The organism is Hymenobacter radiodurans (assembly GCF_004355185.1).
Lineage (GTDB): Bacteria > Bacteroidota > Bacteroidia > Cytophagales > Hymenobacteraceae > Hymenobacter > Hymenobacter radiodurans.
The window spans coordinates 2612690-2631960 of sequence record NZ_CP037922.1; the positions used below are offsets into that span (position 1 = coordinate 2612690).

Annotated in this window: 17 protein-coding genes; 8 read left to right on the forward strand and 9 right to left on the reverse strand. The window is 55.0% G+C overall.

From position 1 onward, the window contains the following. The first annotated feature begins 109 nt into the window (after window positions 1–109). The 4 genes from EPD59_RS12220 to EPD59_RS12235 all read left to right on the forward strand — a co-directional run bounded on the left by EPD59_RS12220 (window position 110) and on the right by EPD59_RS12235 (window position 4381). Window positions 110–892 (forward strand): TapB family protein, encoded by a 783-nt coding sequence (locus tag EPD59_RS12220; protein WP_133273030.1) that lies wholly within the window; start codon window positions 110–112, stop codon window positions 890–892. Window positions 893–936: 44 nt separating this feature from the next. Then, window positions 937–1473: a DUF4920 domain-containing protein gene (locus EPD59_RS12225; protein WP_240731383.1), complete on the forward strand. Its 537-nt coding sequence runs from the start codon at window positions 937–939 to the stop codon at window positions 1471–1473. Window positions 1474–1631: 158 nt separating this feature from the next. Then, window positions 1632–3797 (forward strand): NAD-dependent DNA ligase LigA, encoded by a 2166-nt coding sequence (gene ligA / locus EPD59_RS12230; RefSeq protein WP_133273031.1) that lies wholly within the window; start codon window positions 1632–1634, stop codon window positions 3795–3797. Between the two features lie 173 nt (window positions 3798–3970). Continuing rightward, window positions 3971–4381 carry a rhodanese-like domain-containing protein gene (locus EPD59_RS12235; RefSeq protein WP_205703394.1) on the forward strand — a complete coding sequence of 137 codons (411 nt, stop codon included), beginning with the start codon at window positions 3971–3973 and terminating at the stop codon, window positions 4379–4381. A gap of 78 nt (window positions 4382–4459) precedes the next feature. On the opposite strand, the gene EPD59_RS12240 is transcribed toward EPD59_RS12235, so the two are convergent. Further along, window positions 4460–5572, reverse strand: a complete 1113-nt coding sequence (locus EPD59_RS12240; RefSeq protein WP_133273032.1) for a glycoside hydrolase family 2 TIM barrel-domain containing protein — start codon at window positions 5570–5572, stop codon at window positions 4460–4462. A gap of 511 nt (window positions 5573–6083) precedes the next feature. Between EPD59_RS12240 and EPD59_RS12245 the strand changes: the two genes are divergently transcribed. Further along, window positions 6084–8561, forward strand: coding sequence for a glycosyltransferase family 2 protein (locus EPD59_RS12245; RefSeq protein WP_133273033.1), 2478 nt, complete (start codon window positions 6084–6086; stop codon window positions 8559–8561). 96 nt (window positions 8562–8657) lie between these two features. On the opposite strand, the gene EPD59_RS12250 is transcribed toward EPD59_RS12245, so the two are convergent. Further along, complete coding sequence (locus tag EPD59_RS12250; RefSeq protein ID WP_133273034.1) at window positions 8658–9566, reverse strand: polysaccharide deacetylase family protein; 909 nt, start codon at window positions 9564–9566, stop codon at window positions 8658–8660. A gap of 211 nt (window positions 9567–9777) precedes the next feature. Between EPD59_RS12250 and dapA the strand changes: the two genes are divergently transcribed. After that, window positions 9778–10581, forward strand: a complete 804-nt coding sequence (gene dapA / locus EPD59_RS12255; protein ID WP_317128363.1) for a 4-hydroxy-tetrahydrodipicolinate synthase — start codon at window positions 9778–9780, stop codon at window positions 10579–10581. Window positions 10582–10659: 78 nt separating this feature from the next. Here the strand turns inward: dapA and EPD59_RS12260 are convergent, their stop codons facing one another. Further along, entirely contained in the window at window positions 10660–11394 is a 735-nt protein-coding gene (locus tag EPD59_RS12260; protein WP_133273035.1) for a (Fe-S)-binding protein, read from the reverse strand. Window positions 11395–11529: 135 nt separating this feature from the next. After that, window positions 11530–12387 (reverse strand): hydroxymethylglutaryl-CoA lyase, encoded by an 858-nt coding sequence (locus EPD59_RS12265; protein ID WP_133273036.1) that lies wholly within the window; start codon window positions 12385–12387, stop codon window positions 11530–11532. 482 nt (window positions 12388–12869) lie between these two features. Between EPD59_RS12265 and EPD59_RS12270 the strand changes: the two genes are divergently transcribed. Beyond that, on the forward strand, window positions 12870–14003 hold the full coding sequence (locus EPD59_RS12270; RefSeq protein WP_165963575.1) for a M23 family metallopeptidase: 1134 nt from the start codon (window positions 12870–12872) through the stop codon (window positions 14001–14003). 117 nt (window positions 14004–14120) lie between these two features. Here EPD59_RS12270 and EPD59_RS12275 read toward each other — a convergent pair whose 3' ends face one another. From EPD59_RS12275 to EPD59_RS12285, 3 genes are all read right to left on the reverse strand, one after another. Further along, window positions 14121–14720, reverse strand: coding sequence for a hypothetical protein (locus tag EPD59_RS12275; protein ID WP_133273038.1), 600 nt, complete (start codon window positions 14718–14720; stop codon window positions 14121–14123). A gap of 155 nt (window positions 14721–14875) precedes the next feature. Continuing rightward, on the reverse strand, window positions 14876–15607 hold the full coding sequence (locus EPD59_RS12280; RefSeq protein ID WP_133273039.1) for a hypothetical protein: 732 nt from the start codon (window positions 15605–15607) through the stop codon (window positions 14876–14878). After that, window positions 15604–17379 (reverse strand): S8 family serine peptidase, encoded by a 1776-nt coding sequence (locus tag EPD59_RS12285; RefSeq protein ID WP_133273040.1) that lies wholly within the window; start codon window positions 17377–17379, stop codon window positions 15604–15606. The genes EPD59_RS12280 and EPD59_RS12285 overlap by 4 nt, the downstream gene beginning before the upstream one ends. Window positions 17380–17634: 255 nt before the next feature. Between EPD59_RS12285 and EPD59_RS12290 the strand changes: the two genes are divergently transcribed. Beyond that, window positions 17635–18441, forward strand: coding sequence for an OmpA family protein (locus EPD59_RS12290; RefSeq protein ID WP_133273041.1), 807 nt, complete (start codon window positions 17635–17637; stop codon window positions 18439–18441). A gap of 273 nt (window positions 18442–18714) precedes the next feature. On the opposite strand, the gene EPD59_RS21630 is transcribed toward EPD59_RS12290, so the two are convergent. Continuing rightward, window positions 18715–18855 carry a hypothetical protein gene (locus EPD59_RS21630; protein ID WP_165963576.1) on the reverse strand — a complete coding sequence of 47 codons (141 nt, stop codon included), beginning with the start codon at window positions 18853–18855 and terminating at the stop codon, window positions 18715–18717. Continuing rightward, window positions 18852–19229: a 2'-5' RNA ligase family protein gene (locus tag EPD59_RS12295; protein ID WP_133273042.1), complete on the reverse strand. Its 378-nt coding sequence runs from the start codon at window positions 19227–19229 to the stop codon at window positions 18852–18854. Before EPD59_RS12295 ends, EPD59_RS21630 begins: the two co-directional genes overlap by 4 nt. Window positions 19230–19271: the final 42 nt, after the last annotated feature.

A 19271-nucleotide genomic window follows, 5' to 3' on the forward strand; every position in this document is an offset into this window, starting at 1 on the left:
CCTGCCAGGGGCAAACGCAATCTTGTGCATTCGGCTAGCATCTGCTATATTCAATATAACGTATGAAAGCTCAGCTGTAGCTGCCCTGGCTATCTAAAACCTTACTCTCATGCCCTATTCCTATTGCTCTTTACTAAGCTCCTGTGCCCTGGTTTTGGCGGGCCTAACCGCCCAGGCGCAGGATTCAATACCTACCCCGGCTTCTTCTTCGCTCGACTGCACCCATCCATTCGGCCTGGCTAGCTACATGGAGCTGGTGTATTCTATCACCGATGACCGCGGTAAGCCTGCGGGCACCATTCGGCAACGCGTGGTAAGCCTGGGAAGTCAGAGCAACAAAAAGAAAACCATCACGACCAATACAGCTTTGGTCAAAAGCGGCTTTTACGATGTTAGAAACCGTCTGATCCGCATGCAGGATCTTACTTACGGCTGCCGCCAGGATACAACTTTCACCGATGGCATGAGTGAGATAGAGTTCAAAAATCTTTCTTCCTTCCGCGACCGTCGTTTTGCCTATACCCCCGTGGGGCTAGCTTGGCCTAATCAGCCTACTGTGGGCACCATGCTGCCCGGTGGCGGCGTGTCGGTGCAAGTCAGCAGTACAGCTGTGAACATTGCGCAGGTAAATACCACAGTGCGCCGCCGTCGTATCGTCAGTGGGCCGGCTCCGTTGGTCACTCCGGCCGGCACCTTTCAGTGCTACAAGGTAGAGTCGGAGCGCGAGGCCAGCACGGCGCCCCGCGAGGATATGGTGATGCGTACCCGAACCCGCGTGGTCGATTATTACTCCCCAGCCGTAGGCATCGTCAAAACGGAAGTTTACAACAAGAACGGTAAGCTAGCCGAGACACGGCTTCTCACCGCCCGCAATGCCGGCAATCAGCCGTAAGCCCTATATTCGGGGGCTGTTCTTGACCTTTAACCCAATCCGTTATGTCTAAGTCCTTTCTGTTGCTAGCCAGCTTAGCGCTACTGGCTGCCTGCCAGTCCTCCCCTACTTCCGATGCCAGCACCGCTGTGTCGGCCCCGGCTACTGGTGAGAAAATGCCCCCCAGCGCCGCAGTTGAGGGTGGCAAGACGTATGGGGCGCCAATTACGGCCGCTAATGCTGTGCCCGTCGCGCAGCTCACCCAACTGCTGGGCACCAAAGATTCGGCGCAGGTGAAGCTGGTTGGCAAGGCTACTGAGGTGTGCCAGGCGAAGGGCTGCTGGATGACCATAGCCATTGCCGACGGCAAGCAAATGCGCGTCCGCTTCAAAGACTATGGCTTTTTTGTGCCGAAAGACATCAGCGGTAAAACAGTGGTCATCAACGGCTGGGCTCACCGCGAAATCGTCCCCGTAAACGATTTGCGCCACTACGCCACCGACGCCGGTAAATCAGAAAAGGAAGTGGCCGCGATTACCAAGCCAGAGCAACAGCTTAATTTTGAGGCCGATGGTGTGTTAGTGATGGAAAAGAGTCTTTAAGTTTTAACTTAAACTAACTGAGGCGGTAAGGTCAGGCATGCCTGACCTTACCGCCTTTTTTTCATGCCGTTGGGTCATCCACAAGAACTCAGGAGCAGTTTAAGAGGAAACGGCATTTGCTCAAATTCGTAGCTTGCAAAGCCAACGCACTACGTTCCATGACTGCTATACAAGACCAAATAAAGGACCTCACTGAGCGCCTCCACCACCTCAATTACCAGTATTATCAGAAGGATATCTCTGAAGTTCCGGATCAGGAATTCGACCAGATGCTGGCCGAATTGCAGCGTTTGGAGCAGCAGCACCCAGAGTTTGCGCTACCTAACTCCCCTACTCAGCGCGTGGGCGGCACCATTACCAAGCAGTTTCCTACTGCTCTGCACCGCTACCCCATGCTTTCGCTGGGCAACACTTACTCGGAAGCCGACCTGCGTGAGTTCGATGAGCGGGTGCGTCGCGGCCTCGGCGGCGACGATTTTACCTACGTCTGCGAGTTGAAGTTCGACGGCGTAGCCATGAGCCTGACTTATACCGATGGTCAGCTTACGCAGGGCGTGACCCGCGGCGACGGCACTCGCGGCGACGTTGTCACCAACAATGTGCGCACCATTAAAAACTTGCCGCTTCACCTGCGCCCTGCCAGTAACCAACCGGCCGAATTTGAAGCTCGTGGGGAGGTATTTATGCCGCTGCCGGTATTCGAGGAGTTGAATAAAGAGCGCGAACAAAACGGCGAAGCATTGCTGGCCAATCCGCGCAACGCGTGCAGCGGCGCCCTTAAACTGCAAGACTCGGCCCTGGTAGCGGCCCGGCGCCTACGGTTTTTTGCCTACGGATTTCTCAGTTCCAACCGGGGGGCTTTTCCGACTCACAGCGCTTCGCTTGAAGCTTTGCAAAGCTGGGGTTTGCCCGTATCGGATAGCTGGCGGCAGTGCCATTCAATCCATGAAGTGCTCGACTTCATACATGAGTGGGAAAAAAAGCGCTTTACCCTTCCCGTTGCTACCGACGGCATTGTAATAAAGGTCGATAATTTTCGGCAGCAGGAAGTGCTGGGCTACACGGCCAAAAGCCCGCGCTGGGCAATTGCTTATAAATACCCCGCGGAGGCTGCCCGCACCCGGCTGCGTGAGGTGCAATATAATGTAGGCCGCACCGGCGCCGTTACGCCCGTAGCCCTCTTGGATCCGGTTCCATTGGCTGGCACCGTGGTCAAACGTGCCTCCGTGCACAATGCCAACCAGATTGCCGCCCTCGACCTACGCCTCGGTGACATGGTCTTCGTGGAGAAAGGCGGCGAAATCATTCCTAAAATAACCGGCGTAGATTTAACTGCCCGCCCCACCGATAGCCAGCCAATCAGCTTTCCGGCTACTTGTCCGGCCTGCAGCACCCCACTTATCAGGCCGGCCGGCGAGGCTCATTTTCGCTGCCCAAATGAACGCGGCTGCCCGCCTCAACTAAAGGCTCGCCTGGAGCACTACGTATCGCGCAAAGCCCTAAACATCGATGGTTTGGGAGCCGAAACTGTGGGACGCTTTTTCGATCTGGGCCTCGTAACGACGCCCGCCGATATTTACGACTTACCCCAGCGTCGCGAGGAATTGGTAAAGCTGGAGCGCATGGGTGAAAAGTCCATTCAAAATCTACTGGCCGGCATTGAAGCTAGCAAGGAGGTTCCCTTCGACCGGGTACTGTTTGGGCTGGGCATCCGCTATGTGGGCGAGACGGTGGCCGACAAGCTGGCCGCCCATTACCGCACCATTGATGCGCTGGCCGTAGCCTCCTCCACAGAGCTGGCCGCGGTGCCCGAAGTAGGCGGTGTAATTGCGGAGTCGGCAGCGGCTTGGTTCCAGGATGATTTTAACCAGCAAATCGTAGTTCGCCTGAAAGCCGCAGGAGTTCAGATGGCGCTGACAGGTGAAGCGCCAAAGGCTGTTAGTGACCGACTCGCTGGCCTGACCTTCGTGCTATCCGGAGTGTTTGAAGACCATAGCCGTGAGGAGTTGCAACAGCTGATTGAGCAGCATGGTGGAAAAGTGACGGGTTCAATTAGCAAAAAGCTCAGCTATCTGGTGGCCGGCGACAAAATGGGCCCGGCCAAGCGGGAAAAGGCAATTGAGTTAAAAGTGCCTATTATCAGTGAAAACGATTTAATAGCCATGTTACCGACTCCGGAAACGATTGCGGAGCCAGACATTTTTGTATCTTTGCCCCTAACCCCGCCGGCCAACGAGCCGGTGGAGCCGCCGACTTATCCCGCCCCTGCTGCGCCTTCATCGGCGACGGGCGGCGGAGCAGGTCAACAGGGTTCGTTGTTTTAGCGCTTGCGCTCACGCACCCAGCCGGCTCCCGGGCCGCCTTGTATTTACTGTGGGTCGCATTGGCCTTCCACCCGGGGCCAGGACCTTCCCACCCTAGCCCACAGTTATACAAGGCGGCCCGGTCGAGCTGGAGTGTGCCGCGGGCCACTCTTCTTCCTTTTTGATTTTACGTTATGAAGATTCTCCCTCGGGTATTTGGCGTGCTGAGCGTTCTAACCTTCACAATGCCTCTTGCATTTGCTCAAAAAGCCCCCCAACAAGTTTCAACGACCGTATTGGGGGCAGTGGATGCCGCTACAGCGGCTAGACTTATTAAGCAGCCAAATGTGGTAGTACTGGACGTTCGCACGCCCGCCGAATACGCAACGGGCCATGTTCGGGGGGCAAAAAACGTCGACTTTCGGGCTCCTGATTTTGCTCAGCAGCTAGCTCAGCTCGATACCACCAAAACGTATATGCTGTACTGCGCTTCTGGCAATCGGAGCGGGCAGGCCAGCAAGCTTATGAAGGAAAAAGGCTTCCCTAAAGTTGTAGATGCAGGCGCGTTCAAGGCTTTACAGGCCGGTGGCTTGAAAACCGAATAACAAAGGCCTGATGTAAGCGCCCGGGATGAGCATCAGCTAACTGCTAGGCTGCCAGTTGTCTTTTTATAATAAAAGCCCCTAGTGTATTCCAGGGGCTTTTTTCTTGAAAGTGCCCTGCGTAATAGCCTCCAAATCGGCCGCGGTAAACTCTCCTACATAAAATGGGTAGCTGTGAGTTGCTACGCTGCCCTGCCCATCATTCGCCGTTACCAGCAATCGATAAGCACCTTTTTTGGACGGCGCTTTGACCAGCGCGCGGGCTCCTTTTGCCTGTAAAATAGCCGCTGGCAATGATTCGCGCGCTGTACGGTGCTGGGGAAGAATAAAGTTCTCGTTGACATCGGGCACCACTTCCCACTTTATATCCAGCGAGTCGCCTTCAGGGTCGGAAGCAACTACGGTAGCCTCGTAAGTATTACCCGCCCGCAGAAAAGTGTTGCGTAAAGGTGACTTGCCGGCCAACCGTAAAGATCTCAGGCTCGGAGCCTTATTCGGCATCGATTTGCCCGTCCACAAATAGTGAATCATGTCTACTACAGCAGTTTTGTCGCCGCTCTGTGTGAATAAGCTAAACCACATGGACGTTTGCTCGAACCGCTGCCCCCAGTACAAAACGTAACCGCCCAGACAGTAGTCCTTGTCGCCTACCATCGTCTTTTCGTAGCGCGTTCGGATATACTCCGCCTTGGTATTACTGCTCTGATCCAGCGGCGCTCGCCATTTGGTTTTGGGCGCTTCGCCTGCCCACCAGCCCCGCGCTCCATACTCACCGAGGATGTAAGGCCCTGTCCAACCATTCCCTACCAAGTGGGACCGGATTCGTCCCATCTGGCTAAACACGTTAACCGTCAGCACATCCAAATCGGGGCAAAAGCGCTCCACTGCTGTCACCATATGCAGGCTACTGGTCATCGTAGTAGTAACGGGATGATAAGGATCCAATTCATGGATCATCTTCACTACATCGTTCAGAATCTGGAAGGCGCGCGGATTATTCGTGTGGTTATCAAGTTCATTTCCCACATTCCACATTAACAGCGCCGGATGGTTGCGAAACCGGAGGACTTGTCGACGAATCTCCTCGTTCTGCAACGCCACCGCTTTGCGATCATAATAATCGAAGTCCTCATACTCAGGCTTCATCCACAACCCTAGCATTACCGTTAGGCCTTGTGCATGAGCCTTGTCCATGATAGCATCGGCATAATTAGTTGTGTAGAGGCGAACAGAATTGCCCCCAGTTCCTTCACACGGTCCAATTGTTGCAAGCCGGCTACTCCTTTGATAAAGTAGGGTTTACCGCCTCGTAATAGCTCGTAGCCTGCTGCCGTTTTCTTTATCTGTACCGGTAAGACTCCGGCCGGTACTTCAGTCAATGCATCTGCCTTATTACTCTCTGAGTGACAGCTTAAGAAGATGACACTGATGCAGCTCAGCCATAAAAAAGTATAAAAACGCTGAGTAAAGGATATCCTCATGGATTTTGTTTCTAATCTCACTTTTTATATAACAAAAGATATTACTTGAAAGTAAAAGGCGCTACGAAGCAATTATCTTTGTACAAAAATAAAGCATAGCAATTGTATTTATTCCGCTACTACTCAGCTTAACAAAGGCTTTTAGCATTAGCAGAATTGATTAGAGTTGATTATTCATGCTCCTAAACACCACCCGCATCACACCTACATCTGTAACGCCTTTAATGTCAAAGCTCGTCCCTATTCCTGAGGACCACAAAGTTAAATACAACTTTGAACGAGGAGTGCGGCAAATGCGCCTTTTAGTTTTGATAGGAGTAATCCTGACAGGCCATTTCCTGTGGTGGTTTGCCGACTCAGACCATATCGGCTACCCACTCCTGTTCTGGCTCCTGACCATATCCTTGGGCTTCAAGCTGCTGCGCATGCTGCACGAGTGGTATCACTATGTGCAAGTCAGCAAGCCGCTTAAGCCAGCGCACACCAACCACCAGTACACCGTTGATGTGCTCACTACGGCTTGCCCCGGCGAGCCGCTCGATATGATTGAGCGTACGCTGCGGGCGATGCAGGCCATCCGCTACCCTCACACCAGCTACCTCTGCGACGAGGGCGACGACCCGTATCTACGCCAGATCTGTCAGGAGTTGGGCATCATTCACGTCACCCGAACCAAAAAAATCAACGCCAAAGCCGGCAATATCAATAATGCGCTCCGCCAGGCTACGGGCGAGCTGTGCGTGGTATTAGATCCCGACCACGAGCCAACACCTGACTTCCTAGATAAGGTGGTCGATTACTTTGCTGACCCAACAGTCGGGTATGTGCAGGTAGTGCAGGCCTATGGCAACCAGCAGGAAAGCCTGATTGCCCGTGGCGCAGCGGAGCAGACTTATCACTTCTATGGCCCCCTGATGATGGGCATGAACGCCTACAACACGGCGCAGGCTATTGGGGCCAACTGCACATTCAGACGGGCCGCCCTGGACAGCATCGGCGGACACGCGGCCGGGCTGACGGAAGATATGCACACGGCAATGCGCTTGCACGCGCAGGGCTGGAAGTCGATATATGCGCCGGTGATTGTGAGCCGCGGCCTGGTACCAGCTTCATTAGCAGCCTACTATGCGCAGCAATTGAAATGGGCTCGGGGAAGCTTCGAGCTGCTTTTTCGGGTTTATCCAACGCTCTTTTCACGCTTAACTTGGCGGCAGCGCCTTCACTATTTCACGCTGCCCCTGTACTTCTTTTCTGGCATTGTTGCTCTCATCGATCTGCTGGTTCCTATCCTGGCGCTGTCACTGGCTGAATTTCCCTGGCATTTGTCGCTCCCACAGTTTGTGCTGCACATGACGCCCATCGTGGCTATATCCATGCTGATTCGCTACAATGCACAACGCTGGCTTCGGGAACCGCACGAGGCCGGATTGCATCTGACGGGGGGCTTTTTGCGAATAGGCACCTGGTGGATTTATTGTCTGGGCCTTCTCTATACACTGCTAAGAGTCCGCGTTCCTTACATTCCTACGCCCAAAGATGGTCATGCCGGCAATGAGTGGCTGCTCAGCCTTCCTAACCTGTTGATGGCTATTATATGCGTAGCCGCCGCCCGTTATGGGCATTATCTCATGCAAACGCCCTATGCGCTGCTCATGATGGCGCTGGCCATGAGTAATGCGGCTATTCTGGGAGTTTCAGTGCTAATGGCTCAGCATAATCTCCTGAAGGGAATGATGCGATTGGCAAACTCATTTAGCCCCATTCGTTGGCTTATAACTAAAAGCGAACAACTGCTTACGGGGCGGGAAAATGAGCTTTTTCCACGCTTACGCACCGCTGCCGTCTACATTGCCTTCTTTGTGTTCACTGCCCACTCTTTTATCAGCCTGGCAGTAGGCTTGTGGCTGGATCGCACCTCTCCTTCCCCTGATCTCATCTGGACACGGTCGGGTGTAGGTGAAGTGCGCATGGGCTACGCCGCTACTTCCTCAGCCACCATGTGGCCAGCATCTACCTCCTTGCCCTCTCATACGGGAGCCGACATAGCTTCTCCCATTCAGGAAATTCGCTTAACCTCGGCACTAGGTCCGCAGATATCGACTGAGGTGCTTAAGAAAACCGCTGCGCAGGGAAGTATTCCGCTGCTAAGTTGGGAAGTAAAAAATGGCTCCTTTGATGATGCGGCCTGGAAGGAAGCCGTAACCGCTATTCGGGAACATAATCACCCCGTAATGCTTCGCCCCCTTATCAGAGCCCGTAATCCCGCGGCGTATCGTCGTACTTGGCAACGGTTGGTTACCCACTTTAGGGCTTCAGGCGATACTAGCGCAGTTTGGGTTTGGACTCCTCCTGCCTCCGATTCAATTGCTGCGTATTTCCCTGGCGCCACGTACCTCGATTGGGTTGCCGCCGACTGTATGACCACGGGGTCGGACGCAACAGCCAAATCGTTGCACAAGTACCGTTCTCTACGCCTACAGCTTGCTGAGCGAGCTGAATTAAACAGTATGCCTATTCTGCTGCTGGCTCCTTTACAATCTGGCCAATCGGTACAGGCTCAATCCCGGCATCTAACCAATACATATCCCGAAATCAAAGCTCTTCTTTTTGGTTCGCCTTCCTCTCACGGCCGCCCCAATTCACTAAAGCTAAGCGCATCATTTCCCCCTCAACAGATGATAAAGCATCTATATCGCTTTTAAAAAGTGCTAACAGATGCCGTAGAAAGCAACACCAATACCTAAAAAAGCCCCCAGATAATCTCTAGGGGGCTTTTTTAGGTATTGCTGTTAAGGCTGCTAGAAGCTGTTTTTCATGCTGTTATGCAGCGTCCGGGGCGACCAATAGCCGCTGGCGATGATACGACGAATAGTAAATAACGGATCCTGTTGGTCACGCTTCTCGGCCAGCACGAAGGCGCTCACAAAACCACGTTTTTTGAGCTCAGGAATGGCCTCGGGGTTCCACAAGCCAAAGGGATAGGCGAAGTAATTGATTTTCTTGCCCGTGATTTCCTCGAGCGTCTTGGTAGGCTTCTCAATCTGCGTTACCCAGTCCTCACCCTGATACTTCTTCACGTTGTGATGATCCCAGGTGTGCGAGCCGATAACGTGGCCTTGGTCGGAAAGCTCCTTTACCTGCGCCTTACTCATGTAGCGAGGGCGGCCCAACGAGACGGTCATAATAAAGAAAACCCCCTTGAAGCCGTGCTTGTCCAACTCGGGCTTGGCCACCGTGAACTGGTCCAGGTCGGTATCGTCGAAGGTGAGCATGACGGGCTTGGACGGCAGCGGAGCGCCAGTCGTCAGGTACGCGTACAGCTGATCAGGCAGAATGGTGTGGTAGCCGCTGTCGGCCAGCATCTTCATCTGGTCGCGAAACTGCGCCACCGGTACGATATAATCCTTGGCACCTTTAGAGTCCTTTGGCTTCCAATCCCGAACCTGATGGTAGCAGAGAATGGGCACCTGCGGGCGCGCTAGAATCTCGGCGGCAGCGGCGATTTTAGCAGCCGGAATGGTCTTGGGGTCGGGAGCCGGGGCGTTCGGGTTGGCTGGGGCAGCAGCGGCTGGTACAGTCTCAATATTCTCAACTGTAGCCAGTTCCTTCGATTCCGAGGCGGCAGCTGATTTGGTTTCGCAGCCGGATAAGGTAAGCGTGGTGGCCAATATGCCGGCCACAAAAAGCGGGGTACGGGTAAGCTTCATTCGGGGAGTAAGCGAAAAAGGAAGTCGATATTTTTAAACGAAAGAAAAGTCTGAATAAAGCATTTGACGGTAGTCACTTACCTTCACGCAACCATTCCAATTACAAAACAACGGCTTATTCCCGCATGGACCAACAAGATTCTCACCTTTCTGCCCTGCGTGGCACTGGGGTCGCTTTAATTACTCCTTTTACCTCCGCCCCGACCATGCCGTGGATGTTGAGGCCCTGCGCCGTCTAGTTGATTTTATGGTTGATGGCGGCGTTGAGTACCTGGTAATCAACGGCACAACAGCCGAGTCGCCGACCGTAACGGCACCTGAGCGCGCTGATATTCTGCGCATTGTGCGCGAGCAAGTGGCTGGTCGGGTGCCGCTCGTGTATGGCATTGGCGGCAACGATACGGCGGGCGTTGAAAACCTGCTCCGCACCACAGACCTGACCGGCGTGATGGCGATTCTCTCAGCCAGCCCCGCTTATAACAAGCCTTCCCAGGCCGGTATCGTAGCCCATTATGAGCGCCTGGCCGATGCCTCTCCCCTGCCAATTATCCTTTACAACGTGCCCGGCCGCACCAGCTCCAATATGACGGCCGCTACGACCTTGCGTCTCGCTCAGCACGCCAATATTATCGGCATCAAAGAAGCTAGCGGCAACCTGGAGCAGTGCATGGCCATTGCCGCCGGCCGGCCCGCCGGCTTCCTGCTCATCAGCGGCGACGATATGCTGACCGTCCCCATGATTTCCTTCGGCGCTGAGGGAGTTATCAGTGTGCTAGGCAATGCTTTTCCCGACCGTATGAGCCGTATGACGCGAGCCGCGCTGGAAGGAAATTATGCCGAAGCCAGTGAGTTGTTGTTTGGCTTTTTAGAGCTGAATCCCTTAATGTATGAGGAAAGCAACCCGGTAGGCGTCAAAGCGGCCCTCGCGGCCCTTGGCCTTTGCTCCGATGCCGTACGCTTGCCGCTCGTTCCTGCTTCAGAAAGCCTGACGGAACGAGTACGGAGATTAATTTAGTGGATCACCAGTACAGAAAATAAACAGCCCCCAGGTAGTATCTGGGGGCTTTTTGCTTAAAATCAAGCGTAGGATTATTTACCAGCCGCTCGCCAGCACATCGGCTACGTGCAGCGTTTGGATTGGCTTTTTCTCTCGCCGAATGTAGGCATCTAGGTGCATCAGGCAGCTTGTATCGGTGCTCACGATATAACGCGCACCGGTGGCTAGAGCGTTTTCAACTTTCTGCTCCGCCATAGCTACCGAAATAGCCTCAAACTTGACAGCAAACGTGCCGCCGAAGCCACAGCAGGTTTCGCTTTCATCCATTTCCAAGCGCTCCAAGCCCTCTACGGCATCGAGCAGCATACGCGGGGCGGCTTTGATGCCGCACTCACGCAGGGCAGAGCACGAATCATGGTAGGTGTATTGGCCAGAAAGCTGGGCGCCCGGAATGGCGGTGATGCCCAGCACATCTACTAGAAACTCGGTCATTTCAAAAATGCGCCGCTGCACGCCGTGATAGCGGGCCTGATCAGCGGAACCTTCAAACAGTTCCGCATAGGCATTGCGCACCATGCCCACACACGACGCCGACGGACTCACGATATACCGATTTTGTCCCCCAGCCGGAAAATCGTCCAGAAACTTGGTGGCCACCTCACAGCTTTCGGATTTGTAGCCAGCATTATAGGCCGGTTGTCCGCAGCAGGTTTGGTTGGTATTGTAATGTACCTCACAGCCCACGGCTTCCAACACCTTCACCATGTTCATGGCGGTTTGGGGAAAAAGCTGGTCTACGAAGCAGGGAATAAATAAATCGACGATGGGCATAGCGAAGGATGAAGCGCAAATCGAGGAGAAAACCAGGCAGCGCTTCGCTCAGGGAGCTGATATGGCGCTGGGGGCTTTTTGCAAAGCCAACGTACCCAATGAAGCGGGTGTTGGCTACAAAACTCTCCGTTCGAATTACTTTTTACCAAAACCGAAGACTTCCCCGGCCGCTACCTGAGCAATCCGGAAGGCCTCCCGATCAAGGTCCAAATCTACGCCAGTCTCATCAAAGTAGGCTACCAGTTTTTCGGTGGGCATGTTGCCGGTAAGCTTATCGGTTGCCATTGGGCAGCCGCCCACGCCACCGATAGCGCCATCGAAGCGGCGGCAGCCAGCGCGGTAAGCCGCATCTACTTTCTCGCGCCAATATACCGGCGCCGTGTGCAGGTGCGCGCCAAACTCAATTTGGGGAAAGGCCGGAATCAGCTCACCAAATAAGGGCGTGATGGTCGCGGGCGTAGACGCGCCAACTGTATCGGAAAGGGCCACGATACGCACGCCCATATCGGCCAGCTTCTCAGTAAAATCGGCTACTACTTCCGGGCTCCAAGGGTCGCCGTATGGATTACCAAAACCCATCGAAAGGTAGGTTACGAGCGTCTTGCCGGCCTTTTCGCACACATTATGCATCTCGGCCAGTTCCGTCAGGGCTTCCGCGATGGTTTTGTTGGTGTTGCGCCGCTGAAAGGTTTCGGACACCGATAACGGGAAGCCGATATAGCTAATCTGAGGATAGGTAGCCGCTGTTTCGGCACCGCGTAGGTTAGCCACAATGGCCAGGAGCTTCGTGCGGGTGTTGCTCAAATCGAGGCCGGCCAGCACTTCTTCCGTATCCCGGAGTTGGGGAATTGCTTTCGGCGATACAAAACTTCCAAAATCCAAAGTGTCGAAACCAACGCGAAGCAGAGTATTGAGATAGGCGATTTTGGCGGAGGTGGAAATAAACTCGGGCAAGCCCTGCATGGCATCACGCGGGCATTCTATAAGCTTCATAAAGGAAAGAGCAGAACTAGGTGGGTGACCTAAGGTGGGCGGGAAACAAAAGTAGGAGGAAATCGGTGGGATTGACGCGAAAATACACGCCTACGCTTTAGCTGATAAGGCTGGTCGAGGCCAATTAGTTGCTAATCTGAACGGAAAAACGCCGCATCTCCATCCTGAACATGCAGTCACCTCTTGATTTCGTGTGCTGAGCCTGCTACCGAACCACTCGGCGAGCAATGGGGTTATTTATATAACTCGTAATTCTAACCTAGTCCGATGCCTATACGCTCCGTGCGCACGCCGTTTTATCTGTTATGCTTTTTACTGTTGCTTTCTGCCTGTAGCAAGCAACAGACTCTTCAGGCAATCTTTCAGAAAACTACCCCCACGAAACCTACGCGCGCCGTCTGCGCCAAAGCGGCCTCGACCAAACGGCCCTAGGCCGCGACTGGCTCGCCGCCGCCGACCGCGCCCTGCGCGACTCGTTGGTGGTGACGTTGCCCTTTCAGGAAACGGGCTTTTTTCGGGCCGACCAAGCCCGGGCAGCCGCTTACCGCTACGCCGTGCGCGAGGGCGAAACCGTGCGCATCAGCTTGACGCTGGATGCCGGCGCCGATGTGCGCGTTTTTCTCGATGCCTTTGAGCTTAGCCCCGACAACGCCCCTCCCCGCCTCATCACCTCTGCCGATACTGCCGCGGCCACGTTTAGCTACGTGGCGGAGGACGACCGCCAACACCTATTGCGTGTGCAGCCTGAATTGCTGCGCACCGGACGCTATACGCTACGTATTCAGCGCGAGCCCTCGCTGGCTTTCCCAGTGCAGGGCAAAAACGATGTGGCCGTAGGTAGCTTCTGGGGCGTAGACCGTGACGCTGGCGCCCGTCGCCACGAAGGCATCGATATTTTTGCCAAGCGCGGCACGCCCGTGGTAGCAGCTGCGCCGGGCCTTATCACTCGGGTAGACGAAACGCCTAGAGGCGGCAAAGTAGTCTGGCTCGCCGACACCGAGCGTGGTCAACACATTTATTACGCCCACCTCGATCAGCAGCTCGTGCAGGCCGGTCAGACGGTGCAGATAGGTGATACCTTGGGCCTCGTGGGCAATACGGGCAATGCCCGCACCACGCCGCCCCATCTGCATTTCGGCATTTACCGTGGAGGCCGCGGAGCCGTTGACCCTTTTCCTTTCGTGCGCCGCGCCGATGCACTGCCGGCGGCCCCTTCTACCAGTGCTGAGCGCCTCGGCCAATGGGTACGCGTGCGGGAGAAGCGCGCGGACCTGCGCCTCAGCCCCGCCGCGAAGGGCGCTACTACTGTAGCAAACTTAGTGCGCGATACCCCACTGCTAGTAGTAGGCAGCCAAGCCGATTATTACCGCGTGGAGCACCCTGGGGGGCAAATTGGTTATATCGCCGCCCGTTCAGTCGTGTCAGCCGCTGCGGAGCCGCTGCGTCGGGAGCTGTTGGCCGCCGCCACCGATTTGATAAAGCTACCTCAAGCCGGGGTCGCTCCGTTCGACACCTTGCCCGCCCGCACCAGCGTTGCCGTTTTAGGTGAAGTGAGTGGGTTTCAGTTGGTGCGCAGCGCAGCGGGCGTGGTAGGCTGGGCCGCCAAAGCGGGGTAATTACTAGGTCGCTTGCTGCTGTATCTCCTGATTCCGCTAAAAACCATCCTTTCGAAAATCAAAAAGCCCCCGGAATATCTCCGGGGGCTTTTTCATACTTGATTTCTAAGGGAAAGCTTACTGAGCTACCACCACTGCACGCTGCAATTCTTTGGCGTAGGCAATACGACGCTCACGGCCACCAGCCCCGATATAATCGAAGCCCACTGCCTTTGTATCGCCCTGAATAGCAGTCCATACCTGTGGCTCTACGCCCTCAGGCTGGTCAGCATTGCGCGGAATAGCAGGCTGCGTGAACCGGTCGCTACTAAAAAAGGTATTCATAGCCTTCAAAATAGCTATTTCTTTATCGCGCACCGTGGCCGCGCTAGGGTTTTCCAGATCCCGGTCGCTGAGCAGCGCTGTGGCAGGCATTACCTCATTGCGGATGGTATCGCCGGTGGCATCAATGATAATAAAGCGCGCCTGCGCGTTCAGAATTTTAGGCCCTTGCAGCAGAAGCACGAAGGTGTCCTTCTGCTTGTTGCTGGTGAAGTTATGGCTGGTCCGGACTGTGTTCAGGATGCTGCGCTCGGTGAGGCGGGCGCGCTGATTAGGAGGCGTTGGGGTAAATATTTTACCATCGCCTTTAGCAGTAGCTGTTTCGCGCTCAGTCGTTATACACGATGCTTGAAACAGTAAAGTAGCCACAGCGGCAGAGAGGAAAAGTTTTTTCATTATAGGCTAAACAAGTATGCAGAGTTAGTTCGACGGCACTACGGAATTGAGGTACATAGCGACCAAGTTTACAGCTAAATTTGTACCAAAGGAGGGTTTTTATAGATTTTACAACATAAAAAAAGCTGGATTTATCTTAGAATCTGAATATTTAGTTAAAACACCCCCAGTTCTACGCCTACCACTAGCCGTGGAAATTCGGGATAACGAGGGGCATCAGCTAGTTCTTTGAAGGTGTCGGCGAGCCGGTACCGCGCCACCAAAGCGTAGCGACCCGAGCCCAGCCGCGCCCCCACCCCGTACGACCAGCGGTTTAGATAGTTCAGCTTACGCTCTGTTACTTCTACCCGCTCGGCGCCATTGGGTCCGGGTTTGTCGACGTAGTGATGCGCTGTGCTGATAATCCACCCACCCCAGCCCGTGAGGTCGAGGTAGCGGCCTACCACATTGCCACGGCGCCCCATGTTCAGGCGGCCATACACTTCAGCCTGTGCCTGAGGCAGGGCTATAGTTTCGCGTTGGTGCTGATCAGGAGTAGGCAGAATTTTTTGGTCATTTTGGGCCAAATGATACACCAGCCGGGCGTAGCGCACATCAAAGCCGACCGCCGTTGCCTGCGACAACCGATATTTCTGTCGCATTCCCACAAACATCTCCCCTGACCGACCATAGCGCAACTCTGCCCCCGGCTCGTCTGCCTTACCTGCCACGGCCGCGTAGCCAAGATAGAAATGAGTGAAAAACGCTCTATTGGGACCAGTATCGGAGCGGAGTGTATCGGCGGCCACATTGCCGCGCAACAGCACATTTTGAGCCTGAGCAGTAGGAATACCCAGGAGCCAAGTCGTTGCACAGGCCCCGATTGTTAGCAAACGCAGAAGCTTCATTGGGCAGAGTAAGTAGAAGTGAACCCCCGATAATGTACCTGCACTATGTCGCCGGCCTGCAGGTTGCGCAGCGATATTTGCAACACGGCGCGCTGCTTCACGTCCAGCACTTCGTAGGTGCGCAACACGCCCCGGCGGTCAGCTACGTGCCAGTACAAGTAGCTGGGTGGGTCGGGCAAAGTAGGAATAGCATCGGCTGGGGGGCTTTTTTCGGCACTTTCAGCTACGGGCGGCGCCAGTTCTTCGCGGCCCACGGCGGGTACGGCGGCAGGCTTATTACTGCTAACAGGCGCCTTCACATCCACCGAATCGGAATAGAGCGGCAATGCCCGGGCGGCCACCTCCCCAACCCCTGGCCGAATAATTACTGCCAGTATACTATCGGGTTGTACTACAAAATCGAAGGTAGCGGCCGTGGGGGGCTTTTTTGAGCTATCTGCCGTAAACCAGGAAGCGCGGGGCATGCCATACCCGTGGGCATAGTCGAAGTAAGGATATAAGTTGGCCGAGGCCTGAAGCTTTTCAAAGAGCTGCATGGCCGTCAGATTGCGATTTTGCTGCCACGCGCAAGCCGCAAAGCCCGCCAGCAGCGGACTAGCAAACGACGTACCTTGGGTGCGCACGTAGCCGCCCGGCGCGGCCGCCAACACCGTTCCGTAGGCAGTCACATTGGGTTTTAGGCGTCGGTCAGCCGTGGGGCCGTAGCTACTGAAGCCGATATGCAGGAAGCTATCTGGGTCGAGACCACCCACAGCCAGCACGGAGTCGCCGTCGGCAGGCGTACCAATGGTGCGCCACTCCGGGTCGAGGCCATCGTTGCCAGCCGCATTTACTACCAGAATGCCCTTACGTACGGCCATGGCTGCCGCGCGGGCCACGAGGCTATTACGGCCATTCATCTGTTCGGGAAAATAGCGGCGGCTGGTGTAGCCCAACGAAGAATTAATAATATCAACTCCCTGCCGGTCAGCCCACTCAGCGGCCGCCAGCCACGCCTCTTCCTCAGCAAACTGCTCGCGGTGCAGCTGCTCGGTGCGGGCCAGCAAAAACTCGGCTTCGGGAGCTAGTCCGAGCGCCGTGCCATCAGGCAACTTGCCTGCTATGCACGAGAGCACCTCCGTACCGTGGCTACCGCCCGCGTATACGTAAGGCTGTTTTTTGAGAAAATCGTAGGTCGCCAGAATACGCTTACCAGCGCGCAAATGCTGAAATGCCGTGTGCTGATCGGCGCCGGAAAAGCCCACATCGAAGATAGCAATGCGCAACCCACGGCCGTCTAGCTTAGCCCGGCGAAAGTCGGCCGCCCCCAGACTGGCGGTTTGACTGAAGGCCAGCTGATGATCGGCGGCGGAGATTTCCGGGGTTCCACGCTCCGGCGCTCCGGGTTGTGCAGCGGGCAGCATAGTAGCAGTGGAGCGGCTTTCTACGCTTCGCACGCCCGGCAGGTGGCGCAATGCGGCCACCTGAGCGGGGGTAGCAAGGCAGGAAACAGCATTAAACCAACGACTTACAAACACGACCGAATCGACTGTAGCCTGCACTTGTTGCAGGTAATCGGGACGCACAGGGAAATCGGTGCTGTCGGCGAGGGGCAGTTGCTGGCGCTGGCGGCGCGCCAGCGCCTGGGGGGCAAAATACGTGGCTGGATTGAAGCGGACGCCGCCTTTATCGCGCAGCACCACCCAATAGCGGGCCGTAGGCGGCGTAGCAGCGTGGGAAGGTTGGCTTATCCCAGTCAGCCCCAGGCCAAACAGCAGAAAAAAAGCCCGCATGAAAAAACAATGAATACGCACGTGATGCGGCCGTAATATGGGTAGCTGAAGCAACCGCGAAGGTACAACTGCGACGCAAGGTGCGTGCTGTCTGGGGGCTTTTTTACTTGCCCAACCGAAACCGATATAAGCCTTTGTGCTGAAAGTAGCGCGAAAAGGATTTCCCGCTACCTTCAACCCCGCAAGCTAAAGGGTCGCGTGTATGACCCGGCAGAGCTAATGCTGGTCTTTGTTCTCTCCTAATCCCATTTTTTTATGAACTCTACCCTTTCTCGGACCGCGCTGGTGACACTTTGGAGCGCTGGCACTCTGCTGCTCGGCGGCTGCAACAAGAAAGAAATAGCGGCGCTACAGCAGCAAAACTCAGAACTACTCAGCTCACGCGACCAGCTGCAAGCCCAAAAAACAGCTTTGGAGCAGGAGAAAGCCAAAACTGAGGAAGATTTGCGCTCCAACCTGCTAAGTAAAAATCAGGAAGTCAATCAGTTGAACCAGAATCTTGGTACCACCAAAGAGCAGCTACAGGATCGTGAGCAGCGCATAGCTGAGCTACAGCGCGTGCTCGACCAGAAGGAGGCCGCCGTAAAGGCCTTGCGCCAGAAAGTGGGCGATGCCCTGTTGGGTTTTAATGCCAACGACCTGACGGTGAATGTAAAGAACGGAAAAGTGTATGTGTCGCTCTCTGAGCAGCTGTTGTTCAAATCAGGTTCAACCGTTGTGGATCCGAAAGGCCAGGAGGCGCTGAAGAAGCTGGCCGCTGCCCTCAAAGGCAATCAGGACGTGAACGTGCTGGTGGAAGGCCACACCGACAATGTGCCCATCGCGCGGGGTACGGCCGGTATGAAAGACAACTGGGATCTGAGCGTGCTGCGGGCCACCGAAATCACGCGCATCCTGACTACAGCCGGGCTCACTCCTGCGCAGGTCACGCCTTCAGGCCGGGCTCAATATCTTCCCATCACAGCCAATGCTACCCCCGCTGAGAAGGCCCAAAATCGTCGCACCGAGATTATCCTGACGCCCAAGCTCGACGAGCTCTTCCAGATTCTGGAAGCCAATTAAGTCGGCAGTTTGCTTCGCATTCAGCCTGCTGGAAATCGACGAAAAGAAGCTGATTTTATCCGTCATTGCACCGATAATCGTTACTACAAAAAGCTTCATAAAAACGGCCGCCCCGAATGAGGCGGCCGTTTTTATGAAGCTTTTTGGTGTTTAGCCAACAGAGTCAGCACAGTTCAAAAGCTATTAATCCCCATTTTTAAAACACCTATAAATCGCTCATTATGAACCGCTTTAAATGCATAACTTAAATATTCAGTTTGAAAGGAAAGTCTTCTATCGGTAGCCAATGTTGACAATCATGGCGGAAGAGCTGTAAGCTGGTGGCGAGGAAGGTTGCTGAATAAGAACGCGCCTGAAAAAGTTGGCGTAGCGCTGGTACCTGGCTGGGGGCAAATCGCGAGTAGCCAGGGTCATGTGCGGGGTAAACGGCCGCGTTTCAAGGGGATATTTTCCAGCCGCGATGCACACCAGCCCATAAGATCTGCGTGGAAAGCCTGCAGGGCCGCAGCCTCCGTCACGCGCACAAATAAGGTGCGATTACCAAACCAATCGAAGCCCTGTAAGCCAACGCTAAAGCCCTCCTCCAAGGCGGCAAAATCCCGTAGCTCAGTGCACAATGTTTCCTCCGCTCTAGCCGCTTGCCGCCACGGCGGAATGAGCGTAATGTGCGCCGGCAAACGCACCGCATTGCGACTGCCCGTCAGCGTGTGCACCTCCTGCTTCATCGCCCATACCTCGGAAGAAATTGGCTCGGGGGGCAAAATGGCGACTAGGTAAAGCGGTTCCATATTCCCCCTACGTATATGGCCATACTACCGATTGAAGTTGAG

Coding starts and splice junctions, on each gene's coding strand:
- EPD59_RS12225 (WP_240731383.1), top strand. CDS start 937: ATGTCTAAGTCCTTTCTGTTGCTAGCCAGCTTAGCGCTACTGGCTGCC.
- ligA (WP_133273031.1), top strand. CDS start 1,632: ATGACTGCTATACAAGACCAAATAAAGGACCTCACTGAGCGCCTCCAC.
- EPD59_RS12295 (WP_133273042.1), bottom strand. CDS start 19,229: ATGGAACCGCTTTACCTAGTCGCCATTTTGCCCCCCGAGCCAATTTCT.
- EPD59_RS12235 (WP_205703394.1), top strand. CDS start 3,971: ATGAAGATTCTCCCTCGGGTATTTGGCGTGCTGAGCGTTCTAACCTTC.
- EPD59_RS12220 (WP_133273030.1), top strand. CDS start 110: ATGCCCTATTCCTATTGCTCTTTACTAAGCTCCTGTGCCCTGGTTTTG.
- EPD59_RS12290 (WP_133273041.1), top strand. CDS start 17,635: ATGAACTCTACCCTTTCTCGGACCGCGCTGGTGACACTTTGGAGCGCT.
- EPD59_RS12280 (WP_133273039.1), bottom strand. CDS start 15,607: ATGAAGCTTCTGCGTTTGCTAACAATCGGGGCCTGTGCAACGACTTGG.
- EPD59_RS12250 (WP_133273034.1), bottom strand. CDS start 9,566: ATGAAGCTTACCCGTACCCCGCTTTTTGTGGCCGGCATATTGGCCACC.
- EPD59_RS12285 (WP_133273040.1), bottom strand. CDS start 17,379: ATGCGGGCTTTTTTTCTGCTGTTTGGCCTGGGGCTGACTGGGATAAGC.
- EPD59_RS12265 (WP_133273036.1), bottom strand. CDS start 12,387: ATGAAGCTTATAGAATGCCCGCGTGATGCCATGCAGGGCTTGCCCGAG.
- EPD59_RS12245 (WP_133273033.1), top strand. CDS start 6,084: ATGTCAAAGCTCGTCCCTATTCCTGAGGACCACAAAGTTAAATACAAC.
- EPD59_RS12240 (WP_133273032.1), bottom strand. CDS start 5,572: ATGGACAAGGCTCATGCACAAGGCCTAACGGTAATGCTAGGGTTGTGG.
- EPD59_RS12275 (WP_133273038.1), bottom strand. CDS start 14,720: ATGAAAAAACTTTTCCTCTCTGCCGCTGTGGCTACTTTACTGTTTCAA.
- EPD59_RS12260 (WP_133273035.1), bottom strand. CDS start 11,394: ATGCCCATCGTCGATTTATTTATTCCCTGCTTCGTAGACCAGCTTTTT.
- EPD59_RS21630 (WP_165963576.1), bottom strand. CDS start 18,855: ATGACCCTGGCTACTCGCGATTTGCCCCCAGCCAGGTACCAGCGCTAC.